Here is a 12,345-nt window from a genome sequence, read left to right as displayed (position 1 = left end):
TTATAATCATTATTTAAATCTATACTGCTTCAAAATAGTTAACAAGCCCATCATATAAACTTTTAGCAATACTGCCCGGCCCCCAGTTGGAGGTTAACATTTTAAGTCTATGTGGATTAGAAATAAATCCAAGCTCCACAAGAATTGATGGCATGGTTGTATGCATATTGACATAGAATCCACTACTTCGTACACCACGATCCGGGATGGATAAATTATCAATAGTAGATTGATGAATCATATGAGCTAATAACAAATCTTGATCACTCTTCGGGTAATAGTATGTAGTAGTACCATCTACCGTTTCATTTACAAAAGAATCAATATGAACACAAATAAAAACATCAGATTTAGCTTTATTAGCTATATCACATCGAGTTTGTAATTCTGTAACTCCATCGGCAAAAGGTGCATAGACATCTTTATCTGTTGTCCTGGTCATTATTACTTTAGCACCGGCTGATTTTAGCATATCTTGCAAGATTTTCGAGATACTTAATGTAATGTCTTTTTCATAATATTCTTTATCATTTAAGTGTCCGATGGCGCCGGTATCAGAACCACCGTGCCCCGGATCAATGGTGATGGTTTTTCCTTTTAAAGCGTTTTTATCTTTTTCTGTTACCGAAAAGGATTTAGGCATAGTCGCTGTCGCGGTTACTGTTGCAGTATCCACTTTAGTAGATTTAGTATTAGAAGTGGGTTTAACACTTACGGCAGGGATATCAATAACTATACGATGCGGTTTATTATTTTTTGAATCCGGTTTTAATCCGAAAATTTTTACATCTGAAGAAGAAATTACATGTGCATGTGTTAATGCTGCATTAATACAAACATCATTACCTTGTTGTTCAATTGATATGGAATTTATAGTTTTGGGATCCATCTGATAATTACTTTGAATAGCACCTTTATCTGTATTTTTTAATAGAACTTTTAAATGGTGTCCTTCTTTATCCAGAGAGGCTTCTGCACGTACTTTGTTTGAAAGATCCATGACTATACGAACAAAGGGGGGATTACCATCGTTACGTGCTTTCCAACGGAGATCCGTAATAGTACTGTTTTGTGCTTTTGCTATTCCGATAGGAAGTAGTAAAAGTATAAAGAAAAGCACTATCCATTGTTTGAATTTTTTCATAATAAACCTCATTTTATATAAACTCATTTTAGATTCGATTATATTCTTGTTGGAACTACATTATAACATAGGTGGACGATAAACGCAGAATAATGGCATATGAAGAGACAGTTTATATCGATGAATACAATATAAAGCAAAACTGCAGTGTAGTGGAAAATACCCTATAAATCATATATACTTAATTTAAAATAGTTTACTTAATAAGTGTATAGGGAGGACATAATGAAATTTCTAGTGTGTATAAAGCAGGTAGTTGATTCATCTAAGATAGAAGTAGATGCAGCAACAGGACGACTAAATAGAAATAATGCAAATAGTATTTTGAATCCTTATGACTTATATGCATTAGAAGCTGCTTTAAAACTTAAAGAAATTCACGGTGGAATGGTGTCGGTAATGACTATGGGACCACCTCAAGCAGCTGCTGTATTACGACAGGCAGCTTCTATGGGGGCTGATGAGTTATATTTAATAACAGATCGTGTTTTTGGCGGCGCAGATACATTAGCTACTTGTTATACTTTAGTAAAAGCTATTGAAAAAATAGGACCGTTCGATCTGATTTTATGTGGACAAGAATCTATTGATAGTAATACTGCACAAGTAGGTCCTGAAATGGCAGCCATGTTACATATTCCTAATGTCAGTAACGCAATAGGACAGTTATGCATACATGATAATTTACTTACTGTAGAACGTAAAATGGATAATGGAACTGAGTTGGTAGAAATGAAACTTCCGGGACTTATCACTACGAGTAAAGGATTAAACTCCCCGAGATATCCAAGTATTAAAGGAATTTTAGAAAAAGATGAAAAAGAAATACATACTATTACAGCTTCTGATATAGATGTTGATAGTAATCGCATTGGACTTAAAGGTTCTCCTACACAGGTTAAACGAGTTCGACCTGTTGTGCCTATTAAGAAAGAAAACATTAGAGTTACAAAACAAACGGCAGAAGAGTCGGCACAAATTTTGGTGGAAGCATTGCAGAGAATACGGGCTATATAGGAGGCATTATGGGGTTTTCTGAATATAAAGATATATATATTATTGCGAAATCTTTAGATGGGGTTATTGGAAAAGAAGCATTAGAAATTACAGGACAAGCAAGATTATTAGCTAATGAATTAAAAGAAAGAGTTTGTGCTGTAGTTATTGGTGAAAAAGTTACTGATGAAAGCATACAGTTACTGATTGCATCAGGTGCTGATGAGGTATACGTATTAGCGCATGCTCTTTTAATGAATTATGATGGCAAATCATATGCTAAAGTAGTTTCTAAATTGTGTGATGAGAAGAAACCGAGTGCGGTCATTTTCTCAGCTACCGCTTGTGGGAGAGATTTGGCTCCTCGTGTAGCTGCAGAACTTGTATGTGGAGTAACTGCTGATGTAACGGAATTGTCTATTGATAAAGAATCTCATCTTATTATTTGGTCCAGACCGGCTTTGGGGGGAAATATTATTGCAGATATTATAAGTCCTAATTATAAACCGCAGATGGGAACTATACGCCCGGGAACATTTAGAATTCCTTCGCCAGATTATACTCGTCATGGAGAGGTCATTCATGTGCCAGTTTTTTTGTCTGAGGGGGATATTGGTGTAGTAGTAAAGGAAAAAATTCCTGCTAAAAAAGAAGCTTATTCATTAAAAGATGCAGAAATTGTAATTGCTGCCGGACGTGGTATTCGAAATAAACAAGAATGGGATATGGTGGAAGAATTAGCTAATATGTTACATGCCGGAATTGGAGTTACACGTCCTATCATTGATCAAGGGTGGATTTCAGCTGAACATAAAGTAGGACAAACAGGTAATAATGTAACGTCTAAAGTATATATTGCATTAGGTATTTCTGGTGCTATGCAACATATGTGTGCAGTAAAATCAGATATTCTTGTTGCAGTTAATAACAATGTAAATGCACCCATTATGGATATGGCTGATTATTCCGTAGAGTCTAATTTAAAAGACTTTTTACCAGCCATTATTAAAGAGTTAAAAAAGAGAAGCATATAAATTGCTTGACACTTATAAATAGTGAATGCTATAATCATAAAAATTATAAGATATCAATTATAAGCTATTGAATGAGAGTAGTAATAAAGTCAAACTCATTACAGGAAGCCGACGAAACTGAGAGTTCGGTATGCAGTGATTTTATGAATGGACTCAGGAGGCGCAACCCAAAACGTTGTACGGAGTAGGCGTTGCCGGAACTTTCACCGTTAAAAGAAAGCACGTATCGATAATTCTGTACGTAGAGCTGGGCTTTAGCCAAATTGGGTGGTACCGCGGAATAAACTTTCGTCCCTTTATATAAGGGATGGAAGTTTTTTTATTGGGAGGAATTCGTATGCAACAGATTAAAGATGTATCAACTTTAACATTTACTAAAGCAAGAGGGGGGCAATTTAGATGGATTACAATATCGACCTTAATGCTGGCAATTGGAACTCTTTTACATTTAGTATCTCCTTCTTTAGCAGGATTTACTCCTAATTGGATGATAGCGGCTTATTGTGTGGCTATTTTATTAACTAAACCATCTTATAAACAATGTATAGGAATTTGTATGGTGGCAGCATTATTAGAAGTATTTACTAGTAAAGCGGGATTTCCTTATGGAAACTTTTTCAGTGAATTTGCAGGGGCGTTGGTTGCAGGTTTTTTTGCGCATGCTGTACCTCCGATTACTATAGGGAAAATAGAAATGAGACCTGTTTTATCAGGGTTTATTGCAACATTGGTTAGCGGATTTGTTTTTGTAAGTTTATTGAAATTGGTTATGGGAATTCCTACAAATGTTTATATTTTTGTAATATTACCTGCTGTATTTATGGTTGGTATTGCGAATGCTGTTATTACACCTTTTTTATATTTTCCGGCTAAACGTTTATTTGAAAATATGAGTCATAATTCTTCAAAGTTTATTGAGGATAGCGATCATAGTGCATTGAGTCTTGTTCAGAAACAATCTGGAATTATTAGCGTAGAACATTTCAGTTATACCTATCCTGAAGGGGGAAAAGAAGCTCTTCATGACATTAATTTGCACATCAATAAAGGTGATTTTATTGTTGTTACAGGAGCTAATGGTGCAGGTAAAACTTCTTTATTAATGGCAATGGCCGGAGCTATTCCCCAATATTATGGAGGAACTATGAAAGGGATGGTTTTTACAGGTGGTAAAGCCATTACACAAGTAGGAGTTGCTGATTTGGCTTCTAAAGTAGGCGTTATTTTAGCAGAGTATGGAGCACAAATTGTTACATTAACTGTAGAAGAAGAAATGGCATTTGCTTTAGAAAATCATGGATTTAAAGCAGAAGAAATTCGGAGAAGAACTAAAGAAGCTTTAGCAAAAGTTCGTTTATCGGGCTTAGAGAAACGAAAAATATCTACATTATCCGGCGGGCAAAAACAACGTTTAGTTATTGCTGCTGTCTTGGCAGAGAATCCTGAAGTATTAGTGTTTGATGAACCTACAAGTGCTATGGATCCGGAGGGGGTAGTAGAATTCTATGAGTTGGTAGGACGACTTAATAAAGAAAATGGATTAACAGTAGTAGTAGCAGAACATCATTTGGAAGCGGTACTTCCTTATGCAAATAAATTTACATTAATGCATGAAGGGCAGTTACTTATAACAGATACGCCTATAGCAGTTATGCAATATATGGATATGCATAATATTTATACAAATGCAATTCCTGCTATTTATAAAACACAATTAGAATTAGAAAAACAAGGATGCTTTTTTAAGAAAGATTTTATTAATTTGAGAGATGCAAAAGAGGCAATCAATCAATCTTTAGAAGGAGGACAATTATGTTAACTATGCAACATGTATCTTTTGAATATGGTACAAGCGGTTATCAAGTATTGTCAGACATTTCGGCTTCTTTTGATGTTGGAGAGCTTATTGCCGTAACCGGGAGAAATGGAAGTGGAAAAACGACATTAACGCGATTGTTGGTAGGACTTGAACAACCGTCTAATGGCATGATTTTTTATAAAAATAAAAATATTTCGAAAGAAAGCGTTGCGATGAGAAGTCGATTTATCGGATATGTATTTCAGCAACCTGATTGTCAAATGTTTATGCCTACAGTGAAGGAAGAAATAGCATTTGGTCCGTACCAACAAGGAAAGCGGGGCAAAGAATTAGAAGAAACTGTATTAAATGCTATGAATGCTATGGATTTATTGGATTATGAAGAGTCTTATCCCAGAAATCTTAGTAGAGGAATTCAACAAAGAGTAGCTATTGCATCTGCTATTGCTATGGATATTAAATATTTGATTTTAGATGAGCCTACTAGTGGACAGGATGGTAATGAAAAGAAAAAGTTGATTTCACTTATGCATACATTAAGATACAAAGGAATCACCGTTATTCTGGTTACACATGATATGGATATTGTGGCATCTGAATGTACAAGAGTTATTGTAATTGCTGATAAACATATAGTATATGATGGTAGCCCTATGCAACTTTTTGAAAAAGAGGGGAATTGTGAACGATGGGGGTTAGCAACTCCATTCTCTATTGCATTAGGAAAGCAATTGCCTCACAAACCATATTGTAAAAATATGCAAGAATTCTGTTCCGAGTATTTAAAATTAAAAAAGAAGGTGTAATTGATGAGAGACCTAGTACCTATAACAAAAATAATGCTTACCGTATCTGTAGCGGTGTGGGCTATTACCCTTCATACACCTATAGCATTATTAATTCTTTTACTCTTTGATATTTTAATTTTACTTATTTCAAAGGAATTTTTTAAAAATATAAAAGCAATAGTGTTAATTTTTATATTTTCAATACTATTGGGGGTTGTTGAATATATAGGAGATGGAAGTCTTGAAGCAGGTTATGTTTCTGCCTTGCGAATGGTAGATATGAGTACCATATTTATATACTTATTAGGAACTGTTCGTTTACAACATCTTACCGCTGCCATGGTTGAACAGTTAAAGATTCCTTATGAATATGCTTTTATGTTTACGGCAGGGTTACGATTTCTCCCGGATTTTATCGAAGAAAATCGGATTATTTCAGAAGCACAAGCTTGCCGAGGTGTGGAAGTTAAGGGGAGTTTTATAAAGAAATGTAAACATTATATGGCTATCGTAAGACCACTAATGCTCCGTTCTCTCGGAAGAAGTGAAATTATGGCACTTTCGTTAGAATTACGAGGATTTGGAAGTAAAGACAGAACTTTTGTAGATAATGTTTCTCCACATGGTTTGGATTATATAATGATGACATTTATTGTTGTAGCTACTATAAGCATTGTTTACTTACGAATTTATCTAGGGTATTAAATGTAAAAAGGAATGAATTGATGTAGTCAATTCATTCCTTTTTACATGGTGTTTTAAAATTTATTATCTTTTAGCTCGATTAGAAGGGTACCATTCAAAAACCAGTTTTATATCAAATAATTTTTCAAAATATGGTGCAATATCATTAACTGCATGTGCAAACATATCAAAATGGTTTTCTGTTATATAAACTCTAATGAGTGCCATGTTGTGGGAGGAAGAACAAACCACTTTATTTACCAATTGTGAATTGGATTCATCTAAGCACTCTGCCAGTTGTAAAAAACAAGCTAATATTTTAATTTGTTTTATATCTTCGTCACTAAGTAAAGAAAGATAGGGATTATTACGAGTGAATTTTCGAGAATATCCATGATGGAAAGCAATAATAAATGCACACATAATTTGTTCTTTGTGCGATAATCCAAAGATATGCGCATTAGCTGTTAGATATGCACTATGTCGTGCATGACTATAATAATTGATAAGTATTCCGGTATCATGTAAAAAGCTTGCTGTAAACAGTAATTTTCTAAATCTATTAGGTAGGTTATGCAATGATTTCCACTGATCAAACATGGTTAATGCTATTTTTGTAACAAGTGTTACATGTTTATTATCATGAAGAGGAATTGATGCTTTATAATTTTTTACTGATGAAATAAGCATGTTTTTTAAATACTCTTTTTTATTGTCGTATTTTTTGTCATAGTATCTAAAAAAGATACCTTCACGTAATCCGCAACCGGATATAATTAATTCTTCTGGTTTCACCGCTTTTAAAAGTTCTTGAATAACTAAAGTTCCTGCAATAATAATGTCATTTCGTTCATTGGAAAGACCGGATATGTGTTTACGTTCTTCCGTTGTCGTTTTAGTTAAATTAGTAATAATGCGATATAAATCTTTAGTAGGTATATGATAGTTATGAAGTTTAGGTAATGGATATTGTTTTTTTCGTTGGTGAATTTTGGCTAAATTTCTAACTGTACCTCCAATTCCTATAATAGGAATACTTTTTTTAGGTAACCAATCAATCCTATTTAATTGGTTGGCAATGAATAACTCCATTTCTTCTTTTAGACTAACAGATATTTTATTTTCAGAATGAAATTTTTCTGTTAATGTAACAGCACCAATGGGGATGCTGATAGAATTTACACGTTTTTTGTTTTTAACTAATGAAATTTCTACACTGGCTCCACCAAGGTCAAAAAGTAAAAAATCTTTTTGGTCGATGGTATGAATAACACCGGAAAAGCCAAGTGTTGCTTCTGCAAACCCACTAATAACTGTCATGGGGATACCGGTAGAAGCTCGGACTCTTTTTATAAAAGAAGAGCCGTTCTTAGCATTTCTAACAGCAGCTGTTGCTACTGCCAGTACTTTAGTAATATTATGTGATTTTATAATATGAGAATACACCATTAAAGATTTTAATGCTCGTTGTTGTGCTTCTTCTGTTAAACACATGTTATTTTCAAACATTCCATCAGAAAGACGAATAGATTCTTTTTCTTGATAAATTAATTTATAAGAGCCTTTAACACTGATTTGAATAATAACAAATCGTATAGAATTTGAACCTAAATCAATAATTGCAATTTGTTCCATGTATACTCCTCACTTTAGTGACTATGGTTATTATTTTACAATAGATTTTTCTCTATTAACATAGGATAAATACTAAATTATAAATTATTTTAAAAGTAAAATAATTTATTTTTATTTAAAATGGGAAATATAAATATATGAATGTATAATAATAAGTAAAGGTATAACGTGATATTTTAATGATTAACTATAAAAAAGCGAGGACTTTTATGATAGCAAAAAACAATAATATTTATGGGATAATTCATATTGGTTCGGCATCTCTTTCTATGAGAATAGTAGCCTATTATGATATAGAAGATATAGAAGTTATTGAAGAAGTCGAAAAAGATATTACTTTTGGGGAAGAAGTATTTTTAAATAAAAAACTATCATTTGCATCAGTAAGAAAATTATGTCATATGCTTAATGGGTTGAAGCAATTATTAAATGATTATCAAGTCACTGAATATCGTGTGTATGCAACTGCTGTTTTTCGTGAAGCGGAAAACAGGCGATCGATATTAGATTTAGTACAAGTGAATACCGGATTTATAGTGAATGTATTAGATATGTCACAAGAAATATATTTAGAGCATTTTGCTGTACAACATAAGTTAAAAAGAGAAATTAGCAAAGAAAAATATGAATTTGGAAAACAACTTTTATATGTAGATATTACTTCCGGCTGTTTAGGATTTACTGTATGGCAAGGTAATGCAATTAAGTATCAACAAAACTTGCATATTGGTTCTTTGCGCTTATTAGAAATATTTAATACAAATCAACGAGCTTCTAAAGATTATCCACAAGCTTTAGCAGAATATATTCATGTGATTATGTCTCCTATTTGGAATGCCATTAAACAATTTAAAATAACTGCTATTGTTTTTTCCGGTAGAGAGTCCAGAATGATTGCTCAATTGTTAGGATATACTTTTAGAAAAAAAGACTTGGTTGTATCTAGTTCAGCTGATGTATTTCAACTATATAATGATTTAAAACATCTTTCCGTATCACATATTTTAAAGATATACAATGTAGAAGAATCAGTAGCAGAGATTATATTACCGACTATTTATATATGGGCTGAAATATTAAAAAATATGTCTTCTCAATATATCCTTATTATGAAAACCACTTTTTTAGAAGCTGTAAGTATGTACTATGGTGCTACCAAAACAAAGGATGATGCGATTGAATGGATGCATCAACAGAATTTAACTCTTACAGAAGCTATTGCCAGAAGATATTATTATGAACCTGAGCATACTAAGTGTATGCAAGAATATAGCCAAATCATTATCCATGCATTTAAACATTTAAACGGATTAGGAAAGCGAGAAGAATTCTTACTTGCTATGACACTTATTTTGTATCAAATTGGAAAACATGTAAATTTGATGGAGTCTAATAAGAATACATGGAGTCTTATTCGTAGCATTGATATTTTTGGTATATCAGAGATGGAAAAAGATGCTGTAGCATGCATTGCTTTTTATGCACAAAAGGGAATGCCGGAAGAGGATGACTATGAGTTTAAATATTTAGATAGTCAATTAAAAATGACAGTACTAAAGCTGATAGCTATATTTAGATTAACATATGCAATGGATATTTCACGAAAGCAAAAAATTAAAGATGTTACTGCACGTATGCAAGGAGACTTTTTGCTAATTGAGTATAATAGCATGGAGAAAACCTCATTAGAGGAGTGGATGTTTGCAAAAGAAAATGACTTATTTAAAAATATTTTTGGAATAGAAGCCAAGTTGGAGAAACGATAATGATGAAGAGCACAAAAAGAGGAGAACAAAGCTATCTAAATAGAGAGCTATCATGGCTTTCTTTTAATGAACGAGTATTAGAGGAATCTATAGATCCTAATAATCCATTGTTGGAACAATTAAAGTTTATTGCGATTACATCGTCCAATTTAGATGAATTTTTTATGATACGTGTTGCGGGATTGCGGCATCAAAAAGAAAATAATATTACAAGAAAAGATATTGCAGGCATGCTTCCGGAAGAGCAATTACAAGAGATTTCTGAGACTGCTCAGAGATTAGTTTCTAAGCAATATATGTATTTAAAACAAGTATTGAATGCATTGGAGCGAGAAGGTTTATTTTTTGTAAAACCTTGGAATATAACTAAAAAACAATATCAATGGTTAAAAGAATATTTTGAAAGAGAAATTTCACCGGTTATTACACCTATGGCTGTTGATTCTTCACATCCATTTCCTTTTTTAGCATCTAAAAGCCTTAATTTGGCATTACTTTTAGAAAAAATTGAAAGGGTTGGTGATGATGATAATGATATAGATGTAAAAACTGCTATTGTACCTGTTCCTGCTGTTTTAGATAGAATTATTAGTTTACCGGATGATGAGGCGTATCCCCAAAAACATGCATTTGTATTGTTAGAAGATGTTATTCGACATTTTGCACAAAATTTGTTTATGGGATATGATCTTTTAGAAGCAAGAGCCTTTCGTATTACTCGCGATGCCGATTTATATATTGATGAGGAAGACGCACAAGATTTAGTTGTTGAGGTAGAACGACAATTAAAAAAGAGGCAAAAGGGGGAAGCGGTACGTATTGAGTTTGAGCGTGGGACTAGTCGATTTATACAACGCTTTATGACTCAATCTATGAATTTAGAAAAAGAAGATTTATATGAAATTGATGGTCCTTTAGATACGACAGTATATTTTTCATTTTGTGGTATTAAAGGGTATGATACTTTGCGATATGAATTTGCCTATCCACATACTCCGTGGAGTATGATTCAATCAACAGAAAATAATATTTTTGATATGATTCGAGAAAAAGATATGTTGGTACATTTACCATATGAGTCTTTTGATGAATCGGTTGTTAATTTTGTAATGTCTGCAGCTACAGATCCGGATGTATTGGCTATTAAACAAACTTTATATAGAGTAAGCTCTAAAAGTCCCATTATTCTAGCTTTAGAAAAGGCCGCACAAAATGGAAAACAGGTTACTGTTCTCATGGAAGTAAAAGCACGTTTTGATGAAGAAAATAATATTCATATGGCAAGACGTCTGGAAAAAGCAGGGGCACATGTTATTTATGGGTTGGTCGGACTTAAGACGCATTCAAAATGTACATTAATTATTCGACGAGATAAAGATGGTATTCGGAGATATGTTCATGTGGCGACAGGTAATTATAATGCATCAACTGCTAAACTATATACTGATTTAGGGATTTTTACTTGCAAAGATACATTTGGTGCAGATGCCTCTTCCTTTTTTAATCTTTTATCCGGATACTCAGATCCACCTTTATGGAATTCTTTTTTAGTAGCACCGATTAATTTGAAAGAACGATGTGTGGAACTTATTGATAGGGAAATTAAACATGCTACCAATGGAGAGTATGCACATATGGTTATTAAGATGAATTCTTTATTGGATCGTGATATGGTAGATAAACTTTATGAGGCATCTTCTGCAGGTGTATGTATTGAACTAATTATTCGAGGTATTTGTGTTTTAATTCCGGGGTTATGCGGTAAGAGTGAAAACATTACGGTTCGTAGTTTGGTCGGACGTTTTTTAGAACATAGTAGAGTGTTTTGGTTTTCTAATGGGGGACGTGAAGAGTTATATATAGGTAGTGCAGATTGGATGCCGCGTAATTTAAATGATCGAGTCGAACTTATGATTCCTGTAGAAGATAGTGATTGTAGAAATAGAATAAAAGAAATGCTACATATGGAGCTGTCAGATAATCAAAAAGCACATATAATGCAGCCTGATGGCACTTGGAGAAAAGTAATAGCACAAGAAAATCAATTTTGTGCACAAAATAATTTTCAAATTTTAGCAGAAAAACGCGATAAAGAACAGCAAATGACCTTACGTCAAAAGTTGGAACCATATATACCTGTAAAGTAAAAATGAACATGCAAATAAAAACGGATTATAAATTTTATAATCCGTTTTTATTTGCATATATGAGAAAAAAAATACCCATATATACCTTCAAGAATATTTTAATAATTTTTTTTAAATGTACGGAATAATTTTAAGAATTTATAGGTAATGTGGAGAATTACTATGGTTTACAATTAAAAAATAAATAAAAATTCTCCTGTATATGAACATAGTTAACAATATGATATTTATAAACATATAGATTTAAAGCGAAAAATATGTAATTTTAAAAGAGTTTTGAATACAATTAAATATAAAAACAAATCAAATTTTAAACTTTATTTATTGATAAA

Annotated in this window: 9 protein-coding genes and 1 other annotated feature; of the genes, 7 read left to right on the top strand and 2 right to left on the bottom strand. The window is 32.7% G+C overall.

All coding sequences use genetic code 11. From position 1 onward, the window contains the following. Positions 1-19: 19 nt before the first annotated feature. The gene (locus tag BCB69_RS03280; RefSeq protein WP_069176994.1) at positions 20-1,144 is read right to left on the bottom strand and encodes an N-acetylmuramoyl-L-alanine amidase family protein; all 1,125 of its coding nucleotides are present in this window, start codon (positions 1,142-1,144) and stop codon (positions 20-22) included. A gap of 225 nt (positions 1,145-1,369) precedes the next feature. Here BCB69_RS03280 and BCB69_RS03275 point away from each other — a divergent pair, with 225 nt between their 5' ends. The 5 genes from BCB69_RS03275 (at position 1,370) to BCB69_RS03255 (ending at position 6,486) form a co-directional block, all read left to right on the top strand. Continuing rightward, positions 1,370-2,161, top strand: coding sequence for an electron transfer flavoprotein subunit beta/FixA family protein (locus tag BCB69_RS03275; protein ID WP_069176993.1), 792 nt, complete (start codon positions 1,370-1,372; stop codon positions 2,159-2,161). Positions 2,162-2,169: 8 nt separating this feature from the next. Continuing rightward, positions 2,170-3,174 (top strand): electron transfer flavoprotein subunit alpha/FixB family protein, encoded by a 1,005-nt coding sequence (locus BCB69_RS03270; RefSeq protein ID WP_069176992.1) that lies wholly within the window; start codon positions 2,170-2,172, stop codon positions 3,172-3,174. Positions 3,175-3,232: 58 nt separating this feature from the next. Continuing rightward, positions 3,233-3,473 (top strand) — a binding site (T-box leader). Between the two features lie 38 nt (positions 3,474-3,511). Continuing rightward, on the top strand, positions 3,512-4,993 hold the full coding sequence (locus BCB69_RS03265) for a tryptophan transporter (RefSeq protein ID WP_069176991.1): 1,482 nt from the start codon (positions 3,512-3,514) through the stop codon (positions 4,991-4,993). Continuing rightward, complete coding sequence (locus tag BCB69_RS03260; protein ID WP_022513638.1) at positions 4,987-5,799, top strand: energy-coupling factor ABC transporter ATP-binding protein; 813 nt, start codon at positions 4,987-4,989, stop codon at positions 5,797-5,799. Before BCB69_RS03265 ends, BCB69_RS03260 begins: the two co-directional genes overlap by 7 nt. A 3-nt stretch (positions 5,800-5,802) precedes the next feature. Continuing rightward, complete coding sequence (locus BCB69_RS03255) at positions 5,803-6,486, top strand: energy-coupling factor transporter transmembrane component T family protein (RefSeq protein ID WP_069176990.1); 684 nt, start codon at positions 5,803-5,805, stop codon at positions 6,484-6,486. 63 nt (positions 6,487-6,549) lie between these two features. On the opposite strand, the gene ppx is transcribed toward BCB69_RS03255, so the two are convergent. Continuing rightward, complete coding sequence (ppx, locus tag BCB69_RS03250) at positions 6,550-8,100, bottom strand: exopolyphosphatase (RefSeq protein ID WP_022513636.1); 1,551 nt, start codon at positions 8,098-8,100, stop codon at positions 6,550-6,552. A gap of 209 nt (positions 8,101-8,309) precedes the next feature. Between ppx and BCB69_RS03245 the strand changes: the two genes are divergently transcribed. Both BCB69_RS03245 and ppk1 read left to right on the top strand, forming a co-directional pair. Beyond that, positions 8,310-9,866: a Ppx/GppA phosphatase family protein gene (locus tag BCB69_RS03245; protein WP_069176989.1), complete on the top strand. Its 1,557-nt coding sequence runs from the start codon at positions 8,310-8,312 to the stop codon at positions 9,864-9,866. 2 nt (positions 9,867-9,868) lie between these two features. Continuing rightward, a complete protein-coding gene (gene ppk1 / locus BCB69_RS03240; RefSeq protein ID WP_107528624.1) occupies positions 9,869-12,013 on the top strand; it encodes a polyphosphate kinase 1 in 2,145 nt (714 codons plus the stop codon). The last annotated feature ends 332 nt before the right edge of the window (positions 12,014-12,345 follow it).

Origin of the sequence: Dialister pneumosintes (genome assembly GCF_001717505.1) — a bacterium.
Taxonomy (GTDB): domain Bacteria; phylum Bacillota; class Negativicutes; order Veillonellales; family Dialisteraceae; genus Allisonella; species Allisonella pneumosinta.
This window is presented reverse-complemented; position numbering and strand designations above follow the sequence as displayed.

Excerpts from the sequence above, each read along its gene's own strand:
- BCB69_RS03270 (WP_069176992.1), top strand. The coding sequence starts at position 2,170 with ATGGGGTTTTCTGAATATAAAGATATATATATTATTGCGAAATCTTTA.
- BCB69_RS03245 (WP_069176989.1), top strand. The coding sequence starts at position 8,310 with ATGATAGCAAAAAACAATAATATTTATGGGATAATTCATATTGGTTCG.
- BCB69_RS03275 (WP_069176993.1), top strand. The coding sequence starts at position 1,370 with ATGAAATTTCTAGTGTGTATAAAGCAGGTAGTTGATTCATCTAAGATA.
- BCB69_RS03265 (WP_069176991.1), top strand. The coding sequence starts at position 3,512 with ATGCAACAGATTAAAGATGTATCAACTTTAACATTTACTAAAGCAAGA.
- ppk1 (WP_107528624.1), top strand. The coding sequence starts at position 9,869 with ATGAAGAGCACAAAAAGAGGAGAACAAAGCTATCTAAATAGAGAGCTA.
- BCB69_RS03255 (WP_069176990.1), top strand. The coding sequence starts at position 5,803 with ATGAGAGACCTAGTACCTATAACAAAAATAATGCTTACCGTATCTGTA.
- BCB69_RS03260 (WP_022513638.1), top strand. The coding sequence starts at position 4,987 with ATGTTAACTATGCAACATGTATCTTTTGAATATGGTACAAGCGGTTAT.
- ppx (WP_022513636.1), bottom strand. The coding sequence starts at position 8,100 with ATGGAACAAATTGCAATTATTGATTTAGGTTCAAATTCTATACGATTT.
- BCB69_RS03280 (WP_069176994.1), bottom strand. The coding sequence starts at position 1,144 with ATGAAAAAATTCAAACAATGGATAGTGCTTTTCTTTATACTTTTACTA.